This is a genomic window from Actinokineospora enzanensis DSM 44649 (assembly GCF_000374445.1).
Taxonomy (GTDB): Bacteria; Actinomycetota; Actinomycetes; order Mycobacteriales; family Pseudonocardiaceae; genus Actinokineospora; species Actinokineospora enzanensis.
This window is the reverse complement of record NZ_KB894403.1, coordinates 322,582-345,211: the sequence shown is the minus strand read 5'-3', so window position 1 is coordinate 345,211 and position 22,630 is coordinate 322,582. Positions and strand designations below refer to the sequence as shown.

The following is a 22,630-nucleotide window of genomic DNA, read 5'->3' as shown; positions in this document are numbered from 1 at the left end:
TGTGTAACGGTCACCCACCGGAATGCCGCTCCGCGACCTGCTCCGCACCCGGTTGCCGTTCGATGAATCCCATGCTCAGACCGACCGTGGCCACTCTTCCGGGTGGCTATTCGGCCTGGTTTGGCTTTTTCCCTCATTCGGGCCCTAGCCTCTGAATCCACCCATCGGCGATGCCGGGGTAGATCCGACCATGTGGCGAGGTGCGGGATGCGAATCTGGAAGTTCTCCCTCGGCGAATCGGGCAGGCGACGACGACCGGACCCACGGCCCAGACCGGGCAGCCGCCCGGGGGCCGTGGCGGTCGTCCTCGCCGCCGTGCTCGCCCTGCTGCTGACCACCGGCGGCCCCGTGTTCGCCGACCCTGACCCGGCCCAACCGACCACATCGGACACCGGCGCCCCGGCGGCCGAGCAACAACCGGCGGCCGACCCCGCCCAGCCCGCCGACCCGGGCAGCCCCGCCCCGGTCGAGCCGAGCGCCCCCGCCACGGACCAGTCGCCCACGTCGACCGAGCCGACCGAGCAATCCACCGAGCAGGCCCCCGACAGCTCCGTCCAGGACAGTCCCGTCCAGGACAGCTCCGTCCAGGACAGCCCGGCGCCCGACCCCGGCGCCCCGCAACCGGCGCCCGTCGAGCCCGCGCCGCGCGCCGCGGTCGACCTGGCCGCGAGCGTCTACGCGCCCGAGGCCGCCGCCCCCGGCGCGCCCATCACCTGGCTGGTCACCGTCACCAACAACGGCCTGACCAACGCCGCGGGCTTCCAGCTCGTCGACGAGGTCCCGGCCACCGTCACCGGTGTCGGCAGCCCCACCCCCGGCTGCTCGGCCGCGGGCAACACCGTCACCTGCGCGGGCGGCGCGCTCGCCGCGGGCGCGTCCACGGTCCTGCGGGTCACCGGCACCACGCCGACCCCGTTCGTGTTCCCGCTGGTCAACCTGGCGACGGTCACCCCGGCCGCCGGGGACAGCGAGCTGACCACCGACGACAACAGCGTCACCACGGTGACCACCACCGCGACCCCGGACCCGCAGCTGGGCCTCACCGCGACCGCGCAGCTGCAGGACACCAACGGCAACGCGGTCGGTGACGCGGGCGAGCGCATCACCTACGGCTTCACGGTGCACAACACCGGCAACGTGACGCTGTTCGGCCTGACCGTCACGCACACCGGCGGCATCGCCGTCACCTGCGCCGACACCACGCTCTCGCTCAACGAGAGCACCACCTGCACCGCGCCCGACCACGTCGTCACCGCCGCGGACGTGACCGCCGGACAGGTCGTCACCAGCAGCGCCGCGCACGCGAACGCCCCCGACGACGGGACGATCGACTCGGCGCCCGCGGTGACCAACATCCCGACCTTCGCCGCCGCCCCCGGCATCGAGCTGGTGCGGGTGGCCGACCTGGTCGACACCAACGGCGACAACCTGGGCGAGGCGGGCGAGCACATCGACTACCGCTTCCAGGTGTCCAACTCCGGCAACGTGCCGCTGACCGACATCGTGGTCGACGAGCCCGGCCTGGGCACCAACCCGTGCGCGGGCGTGGTGGCCGCGCTGGCCCCCAACGAGACCATCGAGTGCGTCCGGTCGCCGCAGTATGTGATCACCCAGGAGGACGCGGTCAACGGCGCGGTCGTGCGCACCGCGACCGCCACCGGCACCACCACCGGCGGCCTCACGGTCACCTCGGCGCCGTCCACCACGACCACGCCCACCTTCGTGCCCGCCCCGGCCATCACGCTGGCCCAGTTCGCGGTCCTCGGCGACCAGAACAACGACGGCAAGCTGGAGATCGGCGAGACCATGCGGTACCGGTCGGTGCTGACCAACACCGGCAACGTGCGGCTCACCGCGGTCAGCGTCGTCGTCACCGACGGCGTGTCGAACCCGGCGGGCTGCCTGGCGAACCTGTCGCTGCAGCCCGGCGAGACCGTGGAGTGCGGCCAGTCGCTGCCCTACGTGGTCACCCCGCAGGACGCGACCGCCGGGGCACTGGTGCGCACGGCCCGCGCCCGCGGCACCTCGCTGGGCGGCGCGATCGCGCTGTCCGCGCCGATCACCACGACCACCCCGGTGTTCGTGCCGACCGCCTCGATCGGGCTGACCTCCACCGGCGAGCTGGTCGACCAGAACGGCAACGGCATCGGCGACCTGGGCGAGCCCATCCAGTACACGGTCACGGTCACCAACACCGGCAACGTCGCGCTGACCGACGTGATCGTCGAAGGCACCCTGGGCGACCAGCCGGAGGCGGGCTGCGCGCAGGCCCAGCTGGTGCCCGAGCAGAGCGCCACCTGCGTGCGCGCGCTCTACTACATCACCCAGCACGACGTGGACGTCGGCGCGGTCATCGCGATCGGCACCGCGGCGGGCACCGCGCCGGACGGCTCCCGGGTCCGCTCGGCCCCGGTGACGTCCAACATCCCGGTGTTCGACCCGCGGCCGGTGCTGGCACTGGTCAAGGACGACCAGCTGGTCGACGACAACTCCAACGGCCTGGCCGACGAGGGCGAGCGGATCGACTACACGTTCGCGGTCACCAATGTCGGCAATGTGGCGGTGTCGAACCTGGCCATCCAGGACGCCATGCTGTCCGGCACCACCTGCCCGCAGACGACGCTGGCGCCGCAGCAGAGCACCACCTGCACCTCGAACGCGTCGTACGTGACGACGGCGGCGGACGTGGCGAACGCGGAGGTCGTCAACACCGCCACCGCGACCGGCACGGCCCCGAGCGGCGCGGCGGTCACCTCGCCGGTGTCGCGCACCAACACCCCCACGTTCGTGGCGATCCCGGCCCTGGCCCTGGACAAGATCGCCGTCCTTGGCGACGCGGACGGCGACGGCCTCGCCGACCTCGGCGAGACGATCCAGTGGCGCTTCATCGTGGTGAACAACGGCAACCGCCCGCTGTTCGACCTGCATATCGTCGACCCGCTGGCGGGCCCGGTCACCTGCCCGGTGACCACCCTGGGCCTGCTGGCCGTGACGACCTGCGTCGCCGACGCCCCGCACACGGTGTCCGAGGCGGACATCCTGGCGGGCGTGGTCACCAACACGGCCACCGCCGTGGGCAACGAGGGCGACGCGGACAGCCCCGACGTGGTGTCCCCGCCGGACTCCACCAGCACCCCGACGGCGCCGCGCGCGCCCGGCCTGACCCTGTCCAAGCGGGCCGACCTGGTCGACCTGAACGACAACGACCTGGCCGACAAGGGTGAGACGATCAACTACACGTTCGTCGTGACCAACACCGGCAACCTCACCCTGACCGACATCCGGGTGAACGACCCCAAGGCGGGCGCGGTCACCTGCCCGGTCACCGTGCTGGCCCCGGGCGCCACGACCACCTGCGCCGCCGCCCCGTACATCGTGACCGGCGACGACGTGCTGGCGGGCGTGGTACGCAACATCGCGGTCGCGTTCGGCACCCCGCCGACCGGCCCGCCGATCCAGACCCCGCCCGCGCAGGCCGAGGTCCCGGTGGCGAACCCGAGCCTGACCCTGGACAAGCAGGCACAGCTGGTGGACGAGGACGGTGACGACCTCGCTGGTATCGGGGAAATCATCAACTACACGTTCGTGGTCACCAATACGGGGAACGTGCCGCTGAGCAACATCTCGGTGGACGACCCCAAGGCGGGCGCCGTCACCTGCCCGGTGACCGTCCTGCAGCCGGGCGAGTCGACGACCTGCACCGCCGAGCCGTACTCGGTCACCGACGACGACATCGCCGCCGGGGTGGTCCGCAACATCGCCACCGCGTCCGGCCAGCCGCCGGGCACCAACCCGCCGCTGGTGACGCCGCCGGTCACCCGGGAGATCCCGACGACCGAGGGCACGATCAGCGGGGAGGACGCCAACCAGGCGAGCAGCAACCCGGCCATCACACTGGTGAAGTCGGCCGCGCTGCACGACACGGACGGGGATGGCCTTGCCGATGAGGGCGAGACCGTGGACTACACGTTCCTGGTGACCAACACCGGTGACGTGGACCTGACCGACGTGAAGGTCGACGACCCGAAGATCACCGGCGTCGTGTGCCCGTCCACCGCATTGGTGGCCGGAGCGTCCGTGACGTGTGCCGCACCGGTCTACACGGTGACCGCGGCGGATGTGGCGTCCGGGTCCGTCCACAATGTGGCCACCGCCGACGGGGTCTCGCCGGATGGCGACACGATCACGTCGTTGCCTTCGGAGACCACGTTGCCGGTGGATGAGAGTGTGGCCGCTGAAGGGGCTGCCGACACCGCTGCCACTGCAGGCGGTGGGGATGCCGTGTTGGCGAGCACCGGTACCGACGCGGTCACGTTGTTGGGCTGGAGCCTGGTGCTGTTGACTCTCGGCTCGCTGCTGCTGGTCGCTCGGCGGGGGCGGGTTCGGAAGAGTTGATGAGTAGATAGGGATGTGGGCCGGTCGGGGATTCCCGACCGGCCCACATTCTTTTGGCGTGTGTGCGCCTGGATCCACCGGGCCCTAATGCGACGGGTGTCCGGTGATGGGGACGTCCACCAGCAGTGGGGTGCCCGAGGTCGTGGACTTGGCGATCGCCTCGGTGAGGGAGGCCAGGTCCGTGGGACGGAATGCCGGGACGCCGAAGAAGTCCGCGGCTCGGGTGTAGTCGAGGCGGGTGGGGGACAGGTCGAGGCCGGGGTAGGTGCCTACCTCGCTGGCGCGGCTGCCCTCCCGGTCCATTGTGTCCTTGAGGGTCTTGTACTCGCCGTTGTTCATGATGACGAAGGTGACCGGTATCCGGTACCGGGCCGCGCTCCATAGCCCCTGCAGGCCGAACATCGCGCAACCGTCGCCCAGCACCGCGACCACGGGCCGGGTCGGATCGCCCATGTGGGTGCCGATGGCGGCGCCGATGCCCATTCCCAGGCCGCCGCCGACGGTGTGCACCAGGGACCCGGGGCGGTCCATGGGCCAGACGGAACGGAAAAGCAGGCCGCTGGTGATGGCTTCCTCGACGATGACCGCGTCCTCCGGGAGACCGGCGACGATCGCGTGCACGGCCGCCAGCGGGTCGAAGGGGGCCGGGCCGTAGGCGGCGAGGGCGCGGGAGTTGGCATCGGTCCAGCGGGACTCGTGCCGGGGCTCGACCGTGTGGTCCTCAGTGGACACCCGAGCGGCGATCAGGGGGGCCAGGGCGGCTAGAGAGAGCTTGATGCCGCCGACCAAGCCCAGGGAGACGGCGAAGTTACGGCCGGGTTCGCCGGGGTCGGAGTCCAGCTGGACGATCCTGGCGGTGTGCGGGATCGCGGGGCCGGGGGAGTAGTGGTGCGGCATGAAAGCGTGGCAGCCGACCACGAAGACCGCGTCGTAGCCGGTGAGAGCCTTGTTGATGGCCGAGTTCACCGGGGGTAGCGCGCCCGCGTGGAGGGGGTGGCGGCCGGGGAAGTCGATGCCGTCGTGCATGGGCTGGTGGAAGACGTCGGCGCCCAGCGACTCGGCGATGGCCACCAGCTCGGCGACCGCGTCCTCGCGGCCGACGCCGTCGCCCGCGACGATGGCGGGGCGGGTGGCGGCGGCGAGTAAGTCCGCGGCCGCGTCCAGGGAGGTGGCGGGGCCGGTGGGGGCCAGGACGGAGCGGGCGGGCAGCTCGACGTCGGTGTCCTCGGCCAGCAGGTCCATCGGGATGGAGAGGAAGACCGGGCCCGCGGGAGCCTGCACCGCCAGGGCGAAGGCGCGGCGGAGCATCAACGGGAGGTCGTGCGCGTGCTGGACGTCGAAGGTGTGCTTGACGGCCGACTTCGCCAGACCGACCAGGTCGCCGGAGAGCATGGGGTCCTGGAGCAGGTGACGGCGGTCCTGTTGGCCCGCCGTGACCACCATGGGCGTGCGTGAGCGGGAGGCGTTGAGCAGGCCGATGATGCCGTTGGCCAGACCCGCCGCCACGTGCAGGCTGACGAAGGCCGGTCTGCCGGTGGCGCGGGCGTAGCCGTCGGCCATGGCGACGACCGAGCCCTCGTGCACGCCGAGGACGTACTCCAGGTCGTCGGCGTCCACCGTCGCGTCCAGAACGGCAGCTCGGTGGTGCCGGGGTTCCCGAAGACCTTGGTGACGCCCTCTTCCCGCAACACGGTGAGCAGCGCATCGATCGGCTTCACGCGCGCCACGCTAGCTTCCGCGCGCGGGCGCGGGATGTACTGAGAGTGTCCGCTTGTGGTCCCACCGCGCCCTGCTCTCACTACTTCCCGCGCTCCGGACAATACGACCAATTCCGTCACCGAGAGTGTCCGAATATCGCCACTCGGTGCTTGACCGTTCGATGTCCGGAAAACCCAGACGCTTTCCGGCGAAGCAGTCGGCGGGCAGGCTGAGCTGGGAGAACCTGGATAAACACCATGACATCCGGGGTATCGGCCGGCGAAATGATCACTCGGTCAGTCGATAACGCAACACCATCCTCATTTCGTGATTGGTCATTCGGAACAACACGCCCGGAGACTGGCCCGGGACCGCGCGTGACCGGCCGCACACAGCGCGAACCACCCGGAGCCTCCCGCCGGTCACCCGCGCGGCGGGTGTGCCAGGCGATCGGGTGGGCGCGGCGGAGCAGACCCGAGGCGGGAGTGGGCGCGGGGCGCGCCCACCGGCCACACAGACCCCGGCCGGTCAGCGGATCGGGTCGCCCGCACGCGGGCGGCTCATGACCTGGGAGGAGCAACAACCCGTGTTCAACCGAAAACGCCGGCTCGCCGCACTGGTCGGCGCCGCGGCCCTGTTACTGGGTGGCGCGGCGGTCGCCGGTGCGAGTGAGGAGTCCGGCGGCGGCTGGTTCGGCGACTGGTCCACCTGGACCGGCGACGGCACCGGATCCCGGTTCGCCGCCGCCGAACACAAGATCACCAACCGCACCGCGGGGCAGCTGAAGCTGAAGTGGGCCTACGCCTACGCCAAGACCGGCTTCCCCGCCAAGAGCCAGCCCGCGGTCGTCGGCGACACCATCTACTTCGGCACCCCCGACGGCCGGTTCGTCGCCCTGGACGCCAAGACCGGCGCCACCCGGTGGAGCTTCACGCTCAACAGCGTCCCCGGCGGCACCATCGCCACCGACGGGCCCACCGTGGCCCGCGGCAAGGTCTACTTCGGCGACTTCGGCGGCACCCTGTACGCGCTCGACCAGCGCACCGGGAAACTGGTGTGGGCCAAGGACACCGAGCCGCACGCGGCCGGGATGCACACCAGCTCCCCGGTCTACTACAACGGCCGGATCTACCTCGGCGCCTCCAGCGGCGAGAACATCTCCTTCGACGTCAACTACCCGTGCTGCACCTTCCGCGGCCACGTCGACTCCATCGACGCGGACACCGGCAACCTGGTGTGGCGCTACTTCACCGTCGCCGAGCCCAAGGAGGTCGGCACCTGGCCAAGCGGCGCCAAGCGCTTCGAGCCCTCTGGCGCGGGCGTGTGGAGCTCGCCGGTCATCGACCAGCGCTCCGGCACCCTGTACGTGGGCGCCGGGCAGCTCTACACCGGCACGGTCGGCGACTTCGACAGCCTGCTGGCGCTGGACGCCAAGACCGGCGCGGTCCGCTGGAAGCAGCAGGTGACCAAGGCCGACACCTGGCGGCTGATGTGCGGCAAGCCGGACAACGAGGGCTACTGTCCCGGCCAGAAGGACGGCACCGCGCTGGACTACGACATCGGCGCCACACCGACGCTGTTCACCGTCAAGGGCCACAGCTACGTCGGCGTCGGGCAGAAGAGCGGCGTGTTCCACGCCTTCGACGCCCGCACCGGCGAGGTCCAGTGGCGGCGGCAGCTGTCCGAGCCCATGCCCGGCGGCGGCCTGTCCGGCATCCAGTGGGGCAGCAGCTTCGACGGCCGGAACCTGTACATGGCCACCAACATGGGCAACCCCGGCACCGTGTTCGCGCTCGACCCCGCCAACGGCGACGTGGTGTGGAAGACGCCGAACCCGGCCGACGGCTGCACCACCGGCGGGGCGGCCAAGTTCCCCACCGTGTGCAAGCTCGGCCACACCCCCGCGGTGACCACCAGCCCCGGTCTGCTCTACGAGGGCAGCACCGACGGCAAGATGCGCGTCTACGACACCAAGGACGGGAAGGTCCTGTGGACCTTCGACACCGTCCAGGACTTCAAGGGTGTCAACGGCCTGACCGGAACCGGTAGCTCCATCTCCGGCAACGGCGGGCCCGTCGTGGCGAACGGGATGCTGTACGTCCAGGCGGGCTACAACCCCACCTACCCGAGCGACCACGGGAACGTCCTGCTGGCGTTCGGGCTGTAGACCGGCGCGGCCCGGGGTCTTCCCCGCGACCCCGGGCCGTGTCGACCAACGGCCACCGTCGACCCAGATGATCCGATTGATCCAGTAACGACGGCTCCGCGCCGGGTCCGGCTGCCCGGCGCGGCACCGCGTTCGGCTCAGGGAGCCTCCGGAATGACAAAACCGAACCACCGGCGATTCGGTGCCGCGACACTGGCGTGTCTGTTGACCGCCGTGCCGCTCACCGCCGCGGCCGACCCGACCACAGCGCAGAAGGGACCCATCCAGCACGACACCGTCCGCGTGACGGTGACCGAGGGCACCAACCTGGCCGTCGCCGCGTCGCCGCGCGACGGCACGCTCGTGCTCGACCTGCAGGGCCAGCTGTTCACCGTGCCCAAGGACGGCGGCACCGCCAAGCAGATCAGCAACGGCCTGCTCGACCCGTTCTGGCCGTCCTGGTCGCCCGACGGGAACCAGATCGTGGTGCAGTCCTTCGCCGACGGCATGTTCCACATCCGCACCGTGTCCGCGGACGGCCGCACCCAGAAGCAGCTGACCCGCGGCGAGTACGACGACTGGTACCCGGCCTGGTCCCCGGACGGCAAGCAGATCGCGTTCAACTCCGACCGCGCGGGCACCAACGACATCTGGGTCGTCGACGCCCGCGGCGGCGAGCCGCGCCGGGTCACCACCGCGGCGGGCGCCGAGACCCAGCCGACCTGGGCACCGGACGGCAAGCACATCGCCTACCTGCAGGGTTCCACGGTCGAGAGCGTGGACCTGGCCACCGGCGCGACCACCAAGGTCGTGCCTGCGGGCCAAGGCGGCCTGCTCAGCGCCCCGTCGTACTCGCCGGACGGCAAGCGCGTCGCATTCGTGCGCTCCGGCCAGACCGGCGGCCGGTTCCTCGCGGTGTACGAGGCGGGCACGAGCAAGCAGATCGGCACCTACAACGACGTCTTCGGCTTCCCGCCGCGGTGGGTCTCCAACGACGAGGTCCTCTACGGGGCCAACGGCAAGGTCGTCGTGTCCAACGTGGTCGGCAACACCAGCCGCGTCGTGCCGTTCTCGGCCACGTTCACGCTCGACCGGCAGAAGTACGAGCACAAGAAGTACGACTTCGACACCAAGGCGCCGCAGCAGGCCCGCGGCATCGACGGCCCGCAGCTGTCGCCGGACGGCAAGCAGGTCGTGTTCAAGGCGCTCAACGACCTCTACCTGCTGCCCACCGCGGGCGGCAAGCCGACCAAGCTCACCAACGACTCGTACTACGAGATCGACCCGGCCTGGTCGCGCGACGGCAGGCTGCTGGCCTACGCCTCGGACAAGGGCGGCTCCGAGGACATCTACGTCCGAGACCTGGCCTCCGGCAAGGAGACCAGGCTGACCTCCGGCCCGGCCACCGAGTACGCGCCCGCGTTCTCCCCGGACGGCACCAGGATCGCCTTCCAGGACAACACCTACCAGACCTTCACCGTCCCGGTCGCGGGCGGCACCCCCACCCGGGTGATCGCCGCGCAGAACGTGCCGGGCAAGCCGACCTGGTCGGCCGACGGCCGCACGCTGGCGGAGACGGTCAGCGTGGCGCAGCGCAACCAGATCCTGCTCGCCGACACCGTCACCAACACCACCAAGGTGATCGAGCCCGCCCCGTTCGGCTCGGTGACCACCCGCGGCGACGACGGCCCGGTGTGGTCGCCGGACGGGCGCTGGCTGGCGTTCTCCATGAACAGCACCATCTGGGTGCTGCCGGTCGACCCCCGGGGCAACCCGACCGGCAAGGCCAGGCAGGTCACCCGCGAGGCCTCCGACGCGCCGAGCTGGAGCGGCGACTCGCGAACCCTGCTGTACCTGCACAACGGCACACTCCGCACGGTCTGCATCGACGGCGGCGGCGCCCGCGACATCAAGAACGATCTCACCTTCACCCAGGACGAGCCGGACTCCAAGCTCGTCATCCACGCGGGCAAGCTGTGGGACGGCAAGAACCCCGAGCCACGCTCCGATGTGGACATCCTGGTGGTCGGCAACCGCATCCAGAAGATAGAGCCGCACCGCGCGGACCGGGACACCACCGGCTGGAAGGTCATCGAGGCAGGCGACAAGACCATCACGCCCGGCCTGACCGACATGCACAACCACCAGCAGATGCGGTCCAAGTCCTACGGCGACCGGCAGGGCAGGCTGCTGCTCTCGTTCGGCATCACCACCACCCGCTCCACCGGTGACGCCGTCTACCGGGCGCTGGAGGACCGCGAGTCGCTCGCCTCCGGCGCGCGCGTCGGCCCGCGGTACTTCATGACCGGCGAGATGCTCGAAGGCACCCGCCTGGGCTGGGAGTTCGCCCGCCCGGTGCGCGACCAGCAGCAGCTGCAGCTGGAGTACTCGCGCATCCAGGACCTGGGCTACGACCAGGTCAAGACCTACATGCGGTTCCGGTCGGACTGGCAGGCCCAGACCATCGAGAAGGCGCACTCGCTGGGCATCCAGGTCACCTCGCACTACCTGTACCCGTCCATCGGGTACGGCGGCGACATGCAGGAGCACCTGTCCGGCCCGACCAAATGGGGTTTCACCTTCGCCCGCGGCTCGTCCTTCGGCGGCATGTACGACGACGTCGTGCAGCTGGAGAGCAAGGGCGGCATGCCGTTCAGCAGCACCATGTTCAGCGCCGCCGCGCTGCTGGCCGACCACCCGGAGATCGAGAACGACCCCCGGGTGAAGGCGCTGTTCGTCGGTTTCGAACAGCAGACCCTGCACGCCAAGGTGCTGTGCGCGCTCAAGCAGGGCCCGTGCGGCTTCCTCGACGGCGACCTGGAGGGGGCCAAGCGGGACGTGGCCACCGCGAAGCGGCTCATCGACGCGGGCGGCACCGTGCTGGCGGGCACCGACTCGCCGCTGGACACCACGGCCGTCAGCCTGCACATGAACCTGCAGGCGATGGCCAAGTTCGGCCTCACCCCGTTCCAGACCCTGCAGAACGCCACCCTGCTGCCCGCCCGGCAGCTCGGCGTGGAGAAGGACCTGGGCAGCGTGGAGGAGGGCAAGATCGCCGACCTGGTCGTGGTCTCCGGTGACCCGACCAAGGACATCAGCGCCCTGACCAACGTGCAGACGGTCGTGAAGAACGGCCGCCCCTACACGGTGGGCGAGCTGCTCGCCCCGTTCGCGGGCAGCTGACCGGACCGACGCCGGGTGTGCCCCTTCGCGCCGGGCACACCCGGCGTCGCCGTGTCCCGGTCCGGTTCCGCCTCGGACGGGACGGGTACAGAACACGGAACAGGAACGGAACACAGCTTCCCCCGTGTTCCATGAGGCAGGCGCGTCCAGGTCCGGCGGCAGGGGGAGTTCCGATGGGGCACCGGCCGAGTTCCCCGTCGAGGTTCTCGGCGGGACGAGGTGGGATCGGTGGTCCCGCGTTGCGTGGGTCCTGGTCGGGTCCCCGGTCGTGTCGGGCCGTTCCGCACATGCGAGAACCGGGAGCCGACGGGACGTCGTCGTCCCGTCGGCTCCCGGTATCCGGCGATGCCTGGTCGGGCAGCGTGTTCAGCGAGGGCGCCCCGCCCAGGTCATCGGCCGGGTCCCGCACCGGCATAGCCGGTGGGAACGGTTTCCCCGGTGGGTATCGGTGTTCCAGGGGGTCCGGGCGGCCCCGGAGGTCCGGGCGGTCCCGGAGGGCCCATGGGTCCCATGGGTCCGATGGGACCCGTCGCACCTGTCGCGCCTGCCACGCCCGGGGTCCCGTTCTGTCCCGGGATCCCGTTCGGTCCCGCGGGACCGTTGGTGCCCGCGCGTCCGGCTGGGCCGACCCGGCCCTGCTCGCCCTGGCTCCCGGCGACCCCGGGGGCTCCGGCCGGTCCGGCGGCTCCGCCAGGGCCCGTCTCGCCGGGCACGCCGGGTTCGCCCGCCGTTCCCGGCAGGCCCGTCGGGCCGATCTGGTGGACCGAGGGCGTCGAGTCGCCCACCAGCATCGTGGTGACCGTGCCCGCGGCGGCACCGCCGACCAGGCCGCCCGCCAGGCCGAGGACCGCCGCGAGCGGTACCCCGCGCGGCGCCGCCTGCCGGGCCGAGTTCCGGGCTGACGACCGGTCCCGGAGCGGCTTCGCACCGGATGGGCCTCGGCCGTTCGTGGCGGGTTCGATGTCCTGGGTCTGTTCGTCGGGTCGCTCGGGGAGGTCGAGATCGATGTGGGTGTCGCCGGTCTGGCCGGACAGGTCGATCACCCGCAGCGCGATCCGGGTGGGTGTGCCGAGCGGCAGCCCGCGCACGGTCAACGTCGGGCGGTGGCCGGGTTCCAGGTCGTCGGTGTCGCCGACGCGCCAGGCGTAGTCGAACGGGCCCGTGCCGTGGTCGGCCAGGTCGGCGGTGAGGCGGTAGTCGGAGAATCCCGCGCCCAGGGCCCCGGGTTCGGCGGTGATCGTCGGCGTCGGGGCGTTCTCCGGCAGGGGCAACGGCACGGCCGTGCCGGTGGGCACGCGGTAGTGCGCGACGACATAACCGTCCTGGACGAACAGGTCCAGGATCTCGGCGTTGACGGTGATGTCCGTGCCGGGCACCACGAACCGGTGCCGGACCCGGGTCGCGGTGCCGACGGGCCGCCCGGACTTGGTCCTGGTGGTGACCGCGACCGACGCGAAGACCTGGTGCAGGAGTGTCCCGACCGCGGCGGCGACCAGCTGCCCGCGGGTCGCCGCGGTGGGCACGGCGGTGCGCGCCGGGTCGAGGGTCAGGGCGGTGGTGTGGTCCACGGCGATGTCGCCGTCGGCGTGGTGCAGCGTGCCGATCACGCGGATGTCCCGCTGCCCCACGAACCTGGCGGTCGCGCCGGACCAGCGGCACCGCTCGCCCACGGCCACACCCCGCAGGCAGTGCCAGGCCAGCAGCGCGTCCAGGCCGGGTTCGGTCATCGCGACGGCCGCGTTGGCCGCCGGGGCGAACAGCAGGTCCACCGGCCGGTCGGGGTCGGGGGCCCGCTCGACCGACGACAGCGCGAGGGTGAGCGTGCCGCGGGGCGGGTCGGTGGACACCCGCGCCGCGGTGGCGACGCCCTCGGGTGCCGGGGCCAGCCGGGCCGGGAGCGACTCGGGCAGGCAGGTCAGCGGCAGGTCGGCGAGCGGTCCGAACAGCTGCCGGTGCAGCCCGGTGCGCGTCACCCGCCGCACGAACGCCTCCGCCGGGCGCGACGGGCTGCTGTCGTCGCCCCGGTACTCGACCGTGAGGCCCGCGGTGTCGACCTCGTCGCGGTGCGGCCGGGTCAGCCGGGCCCGCACGAGATCGTCGACGACCAGGGCGCAGTCGGCCCCGACCGTGCCGCTCGCGCCGAGGTTGCGGGCCCGCCAGGCCAGCCGCGCGCCGCCGCGCACGGTCGCGGACAGGCGCAGCCCGTCCCCGGCGAACTCCAGTCCCGGTTCGTGCCAGCCCGCGCGCATGCGCAGCAGCGGCACCCGGCGGGTGACCACGCGGTGCACCCGGCCCGGTTTCCCGGGGTCGTCGGACACCGCGCGCCGCAGTGCGCGGGCCTGTAGGTCGCGCACCAGATCGAGCCGCAGTTGAATGAGGAAATCATCCCGTCGATGGTTTGTCTGCATTTCTCCCAAACCCGTCGCAGTGCCACCCGACGCGCGCCCCGAACAGGCGTCGGGCGCCTTGGATCGCCGTCGCGCCGATTCCCGCCACCGCCGCGAGCGAGCCGAGCGTACACCGGGTAAAGATTCCCGCAAGACCCGGGATAAACCCCCGGTCCGGAATTCGCAGAAATGCGGGAACCGATTGTGTCCAGCGGGAAAACGACGCATTGTGGGTCGGATTCGACCGTCGCCCCAGGCGATCGCGGACCGTCCGCTCATCCCAGCACCGCCCACGACCGGGCCCGCGTGCGGCAACGTGCGGCCGTCCCGGATATCGGGATATGGGAATGCGCGCCACCTGCGAATATTTCACAAATGTTGCTCGACCGTGGTGTTGTCCACTCGGAAAGGTTTCGCCGATGGCATCACATCGCCGCTCGGAAATGGTGGCCGAACCGAGATCCGGGGTATGGTGATCGACGCGGTCGGAAAACGACAGCGTTTCGGGCATTCCCGGCCACGCCCGCAGGCCACCGGCCCGTCGCCGCCCGCCGGGCGGCGACCAGCACCGAGTGAAGGGACGCAGATGACCGAGAACACCGAGCTCATGCCCTGGACCACGCCGGAGTACACCGAGTACGACACCCCGATGGAGATCACCGCGTACGTCGCGCGGCAGGACTGAGACCGGGTGCGTCGGTGGCGGCCGGGAATGGGCCGCCACCGGCCCGTGCTGTCGGGAGGATTCGGGGTGTCTGTCGAGTCGGTGCACGCGGTCCCGCGCTCACCGGATGAGTTCCTGGGCGAGCTGCGCGCGCTTTCCGAGCGCTATTGGAGCACGCATCCGTTCCACCTGCGGATGCACGCGGGCGAGCTGAGCCGCGCCGAGCTGCGCAGCTGGGCGGCCAACCGCTGGTACTACCAGAGCGTGCTGCCGTGCAAGGACGCGGCGATCATCAGCAACTGCCCGCTGCCCGAGGTCCGCCGCGCCTGGCTGGAACGCATCGTCTACCACGACGGCGCCGTGGAGGGCGAGGGCGGCCGCGAGCACTGGCTGCGGCTGTGCGAGGCGCTCGGCCTGTCCCGCGCGGAGGTGCTCGACGAGCAGCACGTCGTGCCGGGCGCGCGCTTCGCCGTGGACGCCTACGTGCGCTTCGCCCGCACCCAGCCGTGGATCATCGGCATCGCCTCCGGGCTCACCGAGATGTTCTCCGGGCACCTCATGCGCCGCCGCGTCACCGACGTGCTCGCGCACTACCCGTGGATCAGCCGCGACGACCTCGCCTACTTCACCACCCGCGTCGATGCCGTGTCCGACGAGGGCAAGGTCGCCGTCGACCTGGTGCTCGCGCACTGCCGCACCCGCGAGTCGCAGGACGCCGCGATCGCCGCGCTGGCCTTCAAGTGCGACGTGCTGTGGTCGCTGCTGGACGCCATCGAGCACGCGGCGGCCGAGCGGTGAACGCCACCGAGTGGGTGCCCCGGCTGCGCCGCGGCGTGCGGCTGGACTTCGACGCGGTGCGCCGCTCCGCGGTCGCGCTGTTCCCGGAGGGCGTGCTGCTGCTCAACCCCACCGCCGAGGCCGTGCTGCGCGCCTGCGACGGCACCCGCACGGTCGCCCGGATCGTCGACCGGCTGGGCGAGCACTACGCGGGCGTGCGCGTCGAGGACGTCGTGGCCGTGCTGCGCGGCCTCGCCGAACGCGACATCGTGGAACGGGAGACGACATGACCGCGGCCGCGCCGTTCGGCCTGCTGGCCGAGCTGACCCACCGCTGCCCGCTGCACTGCCCGTACTGCTCCAACCCGCTGGAACTGGTCGGCCGCGCCCGCGAGCTGGACACCGCGCAGTGGCGGTCGGTGTTCACCCAGGCCCGCGAGCTGGGTGTGCTGCAGGTGCACATGTCCGGCGGCGAGCCGCTGGCCCGCCGCGACCTGCCGGACCTGGTCGAGCACGCCTCCGGCCTCGGCTGCTACGTGAACCTGGTGACCAGCGGCGTCGGCCTCACCGAGCAACGGATGGCCGAGCTCGCGGGTTGCGGCGTCGAACACGTGCAGCTGTCGGTGCAGGCCGCCGACCCCGCCCGCGCCGACGAGATCGCCGGGACCCGCGTCACCGCGCACAAACGCGCCGCCGCGGCCGCCGTGCACGCCGTGGGCCTGCCGCTGACGGTGAACGTGGTGCTGCACCGGCGAAACCTCGACCAGGTCGCCGAGATCATCGCGCTGGCCGAGGAGCTCGGCGCGCAACGGCTGGAGCTGGCCAACACCCAGTACTACGGCTGGGCCCTGCGCAACCGCGACGCGCTCATGCCCACCCGCGCGCAGCTCGCCGCCGCCGAACCCGTGGTGCGCGCGGCCCGCGACCGGCTCGCCGGGCGCATGGAGGTGATCCACGTGATCGCCGACTACCACGAGGAATACCCGAAACCGTGCATGCACGGCTGGGGCGCCCGCCAGCTGACCGTCGCCCCGGACGGCGCCGTGCTGCCCTGCCCGTCCGCGCACGTGATCGAGAACCTGACCTTCGACACCGTCACCGACCGCCCGCTCGCCGACATCTGGTACGAGTCCGAGGCGTTCACCGCCTACCGCGGCGAGGACTGGATGCGCGACCCGTGCCGGTCCTGCCCCCGGCGCGCGGTGGACTTCGGCGGCTGCCGCTGCCAGGCTTACCTGCTGACCGGCGCGGCCGAGAACACCGACCCGGTGTGCTCGCTGTCCCCGCACCACGACGTGGTGCGGCAGGCCGTGCCGGAGACGAGCGTGGAGGTGCCGTTCCGCATGCGTGCCCTGCCGGTGGTGCGGTGAAGGTCATCATCCTGGGCACCGCCGCCGGAGGCGGCCTGCCCCAGTGGAACTGTGCCTGCGACCTGTGCGTGCGCGCCCGCGCCGGTGACCCGTCGGTGCCCGGCCGGACCCAGGACTGCGTGGTCGTCAGCGCGACCGGCCGCGACTGGTACCTGCTCAACGCCTCCCCGGACCTGCGCGCCCAGCTCACCGCGACCCCGGAGCTCGCCCCCGGCCCCGGCCGCCGCGAGACACCGCTGCGCGGGGTGCTGCTGACCGACGCCGAACTCGACCACACACTGGGCCTGACGTTCCTGCGCGAGGGCGCGGAGCTGACCGTGTGGGCGCCGCCGCCGGTGCTGGATCACCTGCCATTGCGCCCGGTCCTGGCCCACTACCGGGACTGGTCGTGGCTGCCCGCGACCGAGCCGTTCGCCATCGGGGACGGCCTGGAATGCACCGTCCTCCCGCTGTCGGGCAAACGCCCCCGCTACGCCCAGGCCGCGCCGACCGCGCCGGACTGGGTGGTCGCCTACCGTGTGCACGACCCCGCGACCGGCGGGACCCTCGTCTACGCGCCGTGCGTGGCCGAGCTGCCGCCCGGCTTCGCCGACTTCGTCGCCGACGCCGACCACGTCCTGCTCGACGGCACCTTCCACACCGCGGGCGAGATGTCCACCGCCACCGCGGGCGGCACCACCGACCAGCGCCGCATGGGCCACCTGCCGATCACCGAGTCGCTGCCCCTGCTGCCCGACGGCGGGATCCGCTGGCACTACACGCACCTGAACAACACCAACCCGGTCGCCGACCGTGCCTCCCCGGAACACACCGCCGTATCCGCGGCGGGCGCCACGGTCCCGCTCGACGGCACCCGCCTGGAAATCTGACAGCCGATTCCCGCGCACCCCCTATGCTGCTGCCCGACCCGGGTGCGACGAGGGGAGTGGTCCGGTGCTGTTGGAGATGGTGAACACCCTCCGCGCGGACGGTCCCCCCGACCGCCCGGCCCGCCACCAGGCCATCCTCCTGCTCTGGGCGATCGGCCGCGCCGCCCGCGACGAACCCCGCCTGGTGCGGTGGTCGCAGGCGCGGTCCTGCCTGCGGGACCTGGTGGCCGCCCTGGACCCGTCCGGCGACCACGAGGACGTCCCGTTCGTCGCGTTGGCACAGACCGCCTGGTGGGAGGAGACCTCCGCCGACCCCGACCCGCTCGGCGGGCTGGTCGACCGCGTCCACACCCGGATGGCCACCGACCCGGAGGCCCGCGCCCAGGTGGTCGGCGCGCTGCTGCGCCGCTTCTTCCCCGCGGGGGACGCCGCCGAGGCCCTGGCCATGACCGGTCTCGACGGCGTCGAGTCGGCCGAGCCACCGGAACATCCCGACGTCGCCGACGCCCGCAGGCTCGTCGACCTGGCGGCGGGCAGGCGCAGGCGACCCGCCTTCGGCCTCAGCTCCGGCGAACGGCGCGCGATCGACCGGCGGGCGTTGCGGGCGGCGGCCGAGCACCTGACCGCCCAGGGCTACGCGGTGGCCGATGTCGGCGCGGTGCAGCCCTACGACTTCGACGCGACCCGGGGCGACGAGCAGGTGGTCGTGCTGGTGAAGGGGACGACGTCGGCGGGCGCGCAGGTCGTGCTGACCGCCGAGGAGGTCGCGCTCGCCCGGCTGGACGCGATGCTGGTCGTGGTCGGCGGGATCGAGATCGACCACGCGGCCCCGGCACCGCGGGCGGTGGGCGGGACCGTGCGGGTGATCCACCCGTGGGTGGTCGCCGAGGACCGGCTGAGCCCCTTGGCCTACGGCTACGTCATCTGACGACGACGGTGTGCTCGCGCCGGGGTACCAGCTCGCCGATCACCGGGTGCCCGGGAACCTCGCCGACCAGGAGCAGACCGCCTGAGGTCTGCGGGTCGGCGAGAAGCTCGGCGTCGCGGGAGATGTCGACGTGCGGGGCGACCCAGTCGAGGTTGCGGTGGGTGCCGCCGCTGACGTACCCGGCGGCGGCGGAGTCGCGCACACCGTCGAGGTAGGGGACGGCGGCGGGATCGATGATGGCGGTGACGCCGCTGGCGCGGGCGAGTTTGTGCAGGTGGCCGAGCAGCCCGAAACCGGTGACATCGGTGGCGCAGCGGACCCCGGCGGCGATGGCGGCCGTGGCGGCGTCGCGGTTGAGGGTGGTCATGGACGCGATGGCCGCGGGGAAGACCTCGGCGGTGGCCTTGTGCCGGTTGTTGAGCACGCCGACACCCAGGGGTTTGGTGAGGGTGAGCGGGAAGCCCGCGCGGCCGGTGTCGTTGCGCATCAGGTGCGCCGGGTCGACGAGGCCGGTGACGGCGAGGCCGTACTTGGGTTCGGGATCGTCGACACTGTGCCCGCCCGCGAGGTGACAGCAGGCCTGGGCGGTGATGTCGGCGCCGCCGCGAAGAACCTCGGCGGCCAGCTCCATGGGCAGGACGCCGCGCGGCCAGCCCAGGAGATTCAGGGCGATGACCGGTCGGCCACCCATCGCGTAGACATCGGAGAGCGCGTTGGCGGCGGCGATCCGGCCCCAGTCGTAGGCGTCGTCGACGACCGGGGCGAAGAAGTCGGTGGTCATCACCAACGCGGACGGACCACCGATGTCCACCACGGCCGCGTCATCACCGGTGTCCAGGCCGACGAGCAGCCTCGGTGCGGCGTCGAGGTCTGCGGTGGGGGAGTGATCGCGACCGGACTGTTCGGTCGGCGCGTCGACCGGTGCCCTGGGCGTGCTGAGGGCGGCGACGATGGACTCCAGCTCGCCCGGCGGGATCTTGCAGGCGCAGCCGCCGCCGTGGGCGTACTGGGTCAGGCGATAGGTCACCCGGACGAGTGTGGCATGATCACGCGGTGTCGCGAGGAGGCGTCTCCGGCCTGGTGGCCGGCCCGGTCTTCAACACCGTCGAGCGGCAGGTGCTGCCGCTGGCGGGTTCGATTCCCGTCCGCCTCCGTCTGCGATGACCGACCCACGCCGGTCGGTTCCGCACACCGACACAGTCCTGTCCGGACTCGCCGCCGAGATCACCGCACACGGCCGCGACGCGGTGAAGACCGCCGTCCGCGCCGCCCAGCAGGAAGTCCGCTCCGGAACCCGGTCACCACAGGACATCCACGACGCCGTCCTGGCCCGGCTCGCCACCCGCCGCTCGGTGATCAACGCGACCGGCGTGCTCGTCCACACCAATCTCGGCCGGGCACCCCTCTCGGGCGCGGCGAAGTCCGCCATCCAGCAGGCCGCGGGCACCACCGACGTCGAGTTCGACCTGGCCACCGGCACCCGCCGTCGCCGCGGCCAGACCACAGTGGACGCCCTGCGCGCGGCCGTCCCGGACGCGGGCGACGTGCACGTGGTGAACAACAACGCCGCCGCGCTCCTGCTGTGCGCGCTCGCCCTCGCCGCGGGCCGGGAGATCGTGATCAGCCGCGGCGAACTGGTCGAGATCGGCGACGGCTTCCGCATCCCCGACCTGCTGACCTCCACCGGCGCCCGGCTCCGCGAGGTCGGCACCACGAACCGCACCAGCGTCGCGGACTATGTGGACGCGGTCGGGCCGGACACCGGGTTCGTGCTGAAGGTGCACCCGTCGAACTTCCACATCACCGGCTTCACCGCCACGCCCGACGTCGCCGCCCTCACCGACCTGGGTGTGCCACTCGTGGTGGACATCGGCTCCGGCCTGCTACGCCCCCACCCGCTGCTCCCCGACGAACCCGACGCCGCCACCGTGCTGCGCGCGGGCGCCACCCTGGTCACCGCCAGCGCCGACAAACTCCTCGGCGGCCCCCAGGCGGGCCTCCTCCTCGGCGACGCCACCATGATCGAACACCTCCGCCGCCACCCCGCCGCCCGCGCCGTCCGCGTCGACAAACTCACCCTCGCCGCCCTCGAAGCCACCCTCACCGGCCCCCCACCGCCGGTGACCGTCTTCCTGGAAGCCGACCCGGCCACCCTCCTCGCCCAGGCCCACACCCTCGTCCGGAACCTGATCGCCGCAGGCGTCGACGCCCACGCCACCCCCACCACAGCCGTCATCGGCGGCGGCGGTGCCCCCGACACCACCCTCCCCAGCGCCGCGATCAGCCTCCCCGCCCATTACGCCGCCCGCCTCCGAACGGCCCCGACCCCGGTCGTCGGCCGCCTGGAACACGGCCGCTGCCTACTCGACCTGCGCACCGTCGCCGCCGCCGAGCACCCGCTCCTGATGGAAGCGGTACTGCACTGCACATGATCCATCCCACCAGCCGATCGGGTGGTTGGGCAGATGGCCTTGGTGCGCGCGACAACCGGCTCCGGTTCGACGCGGATCCGGGTCGGCGGCGCGGTGGGCCGGGGTGGCAGGGTTCGGGGCGTGCACACGGGGGAGGGGGCGGCGATGCGGGTGGTCGCCACGGCGGGGCATGTCGATCATGGGAAGTCGACGTTGGTGTGGCGGTTGACGGGGATGGATCCGGATCGTCTCGCGGTGGAGAAGGCGCGGGGGGTGACGATCGAGCTCGGGTTCGCCTGGACGGATCTGCCCGGTGCGGGCCAGGTCGCGTTCGTGGATGTGCCGGGGCACGAGCGGTTCGTCCCCACGATGCTCGCGGGCGTCGGCCCCGTCCCGGCGGTGATCTTCGTCGTGGCCGCCGACGCCCCCTGGATGGCGCAGGCCGAGGAGCACCTCCTGGCCCTCGACGCCCTCGGCGTCCGACACGGCCTGCTGGTCGTTACCAGAGCCGACCTCGCCGACCCCGCGCCGATCACGAAAGCCGCCCAGGACAGGATCGCCGAAACGACCCTGGGCCGGATCCCCACCGTCATCGCCGACGACATCGACCAGGTCAGGCAAGCCATCGCCCGCATGGTCAACGCCCTGCCGCGACCGGACACCGAGAGTGACGTCCGCCTCTGGATCGACCGCTCGTTCACCGTGCAAGGCGCCGGAACCGTCGTCACCGGCACCCTTCAGGCAGGCACCCTCCGCGTCGGCGACGACCTCGATCTCGACGGGACCCCCGTGCGCGTCCGTGGCCTGCACACCCTCGGCCACCCCCGCACCGAGGTCACCGCCACCGCCCGAGTGGCCGTCAACCTCCGCAACCTCCCCCGCGACCGCGTCAACCGAGGCGACGCCCTCACCACCCCCGGCGCCGCCCACCAGGCGACCGTGGTGGACATCGACACCCGGCCCCGGCACCGCCAGGCCGTCCTGCACATCGGCGCCGCCGCCGTCCCGGTCCGCGTCCATCCACTCGGGACGAACGCCCGGCTGGTCCTCGCCCGTCCCCTCCCGTTGCGCGTCGGTGACCGGGTCCTGCTCAGAGACCCCGGCGACCACCACATCCAGGGCGCCACCATCACCGACCTCGACCGTCTCGACCGCGCCCCCTTTCACACCACCGCCCAACGCAAAGCCCTGGGACGCAACGAGAACCACATCGTCAACGGCTGGCACACGGACCCCGACACCTGGCGTGGGCTCGTCGCTCGAACAGCGGAACTGTTGGCACAAAACGAAACCCGAAACCCCCTCGGAACAGCCCCGCCCACCGAGACGATCCGACGCGCCCTGCGCCTCCCCGACCCCGCTCTGGTCCCTCCACTGATTTCCGCGACCAAAACTGGGAAAATCCGAGAACTCCCCACATCCGTCACCACGTCGGTCGACGCCCTCGCGAAAGACCTGGACATGAACCCGTTTCACGCTCCCACCGCGGAGAGATTGCGAGAACTCGGTCTGGGAAAACGGGAACTCGCGGCCGCCGTCCGGGTGGGACGGTTGCGCAAGGTGGCCGAAGGCATCGTACTCCTCCCGGACGCACCCGCCCGTGCGATCCCGCTGCTGCACGGAATCCCGCAGCCCTTCACCACGAGCCAAGCCCGGCAGGCACTCGACACCAGCCGTCAGGTCGCGTTGGCCGTATTGGACATATTGGACCGTGACGGCGTCACCGAACGGCTTCCCGACAACACCCGGAGACTCCGGAACCCCGACGGAGGTTGATCACATTCCCCGGTGTGCTCTAGCGTC

At 71.9% G+C, this 22,630-nt stretch carries 14 protein-coding genes, 1 tRNA gene and 1 pseudogene; 12 read left to right on the top strand and 4 right to left on the bottom strand.

Annotated features, from left to right (window positions below):
- Positions 1–207: 207 nt before the first annotated feature.
- Complete coding sequence (locus C503_RS0101505; RefSeq protein WP_156892891.1) at positions 208–4,395, top strand: DUF7507 domain-containing protein; 4,188 nt, start codon at positions 208–210, stop codon at positions 4,393–4,395.
- An 84-nt stretch (positions 4,396–4,479) separates the two neighbouring features.
- Here the strand turns inward: C503_RS0101505 and C503_RS48735 are convergent, their stop codons facing one another.
- Together C503_RS48735 and C503_RS48730 are read right to left on the bottom strand one after the other, a co-directional pair.
- Positions 4,480–5,637, bottom strand: a complete 1,158-nt coding sequence (locus tag C503_RS48735) for a thiamine pyrophosphate-dependent enzyme (RefSeq protein WP_342663366.1) — start codon at positions 5,635–5,637, stop codon at positions 4,480–4,482.
- A gap of 168 nt (positions 5,638–5,805) precedes the next feature.
- Positions 5,806–6,027, bottom strand: a pseudogene (locus C503_RS48730) (thiamine pyrophosphate-binding protein); the annotation flags it as partial.
- 628 nt (positions 6,028–6,655) lie between these two features.
- On the opposite strand from C503_RS48730, the gene C503_RS0101495 reads away from it, so the two are divergent.
- Together C503_RS0101495 and C503_RS0101490 are read left to right on the top strand one after the other, a co-directional pair.
- Complete coding sequence (locus tag C503_RS0101495; protein ID WP_018680422.1) at positions 6,656–8,260, top strand: outer membrane protein assembly factor BamB family protein; 1,605 nt, start codon at positions 6,656–6,658, stop codon at positions 8,258–8,260.
- A gap of 153 nt (positions 8,261–8,413) precedes the next feature.
- Positions 8,414–11,422: an amidohydrolase family protein gene (locus C503_RS0101490; protein WP_018680421.1), complete on the top strand. Its 3,009-nt coding sequence runs from the start codon at positions 8,414–8,416 to the stop codon at positions 11,420–11,422.
- A 389-nt stretch (positions 11,423–11,811) separates the two neighbouring features.
- On the opposite strand, the gene C503_RS42895 is transcribed toward C503_RS0101490, so the two are convergent.
- Positions 11,812–13,776, bottom strand: a complete 1,965-nt coding sequence (locus C503_RS42895; protein WP_051114709.1) for a collagen-like domain-containing protein — start codon at positions 13,774–13,776, stop codon at positions 11,812–11,814.
- Positions 13,777–14,395: 619 nt separating this feature from the next.
- Between C503_RS42895 and pqqA the strand changes: the two genes are divergently transcribed.
- The 6 genes from pqqA to C503_RS42890 all read left to right on the top strand — a co-directional run bounded on the left by pqqA (position 14,396) and on the right by C503_RS42890 (position 18,416).
- Positions 14,396–14,494, top strand: coding sequence for a pyrroloquinoline quinone precursor peptide PqqA (gene pqqA / locus C503_RS45595; protein ID WP_018680420.1), 99 nt, complete (start codon positions 14,396–14,398; stop codon positions 14,492–14,494).
- Positions 14,495–14,560: 66 nt separating this feature from the next.
- Entirely contained in the window at positions 14,561–15,271 is a 711-nt protein-coding gene (gene pqqC / locus C503_RS0101475; protein ID WP_018680419.1) for a pyrroloquinoline-quinone synthase PqqC, read from the top strand.
- Positions 15,268–15,540, top strand: a complete 273-nt coding sequence (gene pqqD, locus C503_RS0101470; RefSeq protein WP_018680418.1) for a pyrroloquinoline quinone biosynthesis peptide chaperone PqqD — start codon at positions 15,268–15,270, stop codon at positions 15,538–15,540. The genes pqqC and pqqD overlap by 4 nt, the downstream gene beginning before the upstream one ends.
- Positions 15,537–16,619 carry a pyrroloquinoline quinone biosynthesis protein PqqE gene (pqqE, locus tag C503_RS0101465; protein WP_018680417.1) on the top strand — a complete coding sequence of 361 codons (1,083 nt, stop codon included), beginning with the start codon at positions 15,537–15,539 and terminating at the stop codon, positions 16,617–16,619. Before pqqD ends, pqqE begins: the two co-directional genes overlap by 4 nt.
- Complete coding sequence (gene pqqB, locus C503_RS0101460) at positions 16,616–17,488, top strand: pyrroloquinoline quinone biosynthesis protein PqqB (RefSeq protein WP_018680416.1); 873 nt, start codon at positions 16,616–16,618, stop codon at positions 17,486–17,488. The genes pqqE and pqqB overlap by 4 nt, the downstream gene beginning before the upstream one ends.
- A gap of 64 nt (positions 17,489–17,552) precedes the next feature.
- Positions 17,553–18,416, top strand: coding sequence for a phosphorothioated DNA-binding restriction endonuclease family protein (locus tag C503_RS42890; RefSeq protein ID WP_018680415.1), 864 nt, complete (start codon positions 17,553–17,555; stop codon positions 18,414–18,416).
- Here C503_RS42890 and selD read toward each other — a convergent pair.
- On the bottom strand, positions 18,409–19,443 hold the full coding sequence (gene selD / locus C503_RS0101450; protein WP_018680414.1) for a selenide, water dikinase SelD: 1,035 nt from the start codon (positions 19,441–19,443) through the stop codon (positions 18,409–18,411). The two genes, C503_RS42890 and selD, sit on opposite strands and share 8 nt — an antisense overlap.
- A 35-nt stretch (positions 19,444–19,478) precedes the next feature.
- Between selD and C503_RS45590 the strand changes: the two genes are divergently transcribed.
- From C503_RS45590 to C503_RS0101435, 3 genes are all read left to right on the top strand, one after another.
- Positions 19,479–19,570, top strand: a tRNA-Sec gene (locus C503_RS45590).
- Between the two features lie 6 nt (positions 19,571–19,576).
- A complete protein-coding gene (selA, locus tag C503_RS0101440) occupies positions 19,577–20,848 on the top strand; it encodes an L-seryl-tRNA(Sec) selenium transferase (protein WP_018680413.1) in 1,272 nt (423 codons plus the stop codon).
- Positions 20,849–20,968: 120 nt separating this feature from the next.
- On the top strand, positions 20,969–22,603 hold the full coding sequence (locus C503_RS0101435) for a SelB domain-containing protein (RefSeq protein WP_342663360.1): 1,635 nt from the start codon (positions 20,969–20,971) through the stop codon (positions 22,601–22,603).
- Positions 22,604–22,630: the final 27 nt, after the last annotated feature.

What these genes read in the sequence shown, in the direction of transcription:
- C503_RS0101505 (WP_156892891.1), top strand. Translation starts at nt 208, where the DNA reads ATGCGAATCTGGAAGTTCTCCCTCGGCGAATCGGGCAGGCGACGACGA.
- C503_RS48735 (WP_342663366.1), bottom strand. Translation starts at nt 5,637, where the DNA reads ATGGACCTGCTGGCCGAGGACACCGACGTCGAGCTGCCCGCCCGCTCC.
- C503_RS0101495 (WP_018680422.1), top strand. Translation starts at nt 6,656, where the DNA reads ATGACCTGGGAGGAGCAACAACCCGTGTTCAACCGAAAACGCCGGCTC.
- C503_RS0101490 (WP_018680421.1), top strand. Translation starts at nt 8,414, where the DNA reads ATGACAAAACCGAACCACCGGCGATTCGGTGCCGCGACACTGGCGTGT.
- pqqA (WP_018680420.1), top strand. Translation starts at nt 14,396, where the DNA reads ATGACCGAGAACACCGAGCTCATGCCCTGGACCACGCCGGAGTACACC.
- pqqE (WP_018680417.1), top strand. Translation starts at nt 15,537, where the DNA reads ATGACCGCGGCCGCGCCGTTCGGCCTGCTGGCCGAGCTGACCCACCGC.
- selA (WP_018680413.1), top strand. Translation starts at nt 19,577, where the DNA reads ATGACCGACCCACGCCGGTCGGTTCCGCACACCGACACAGTCCTGTCC.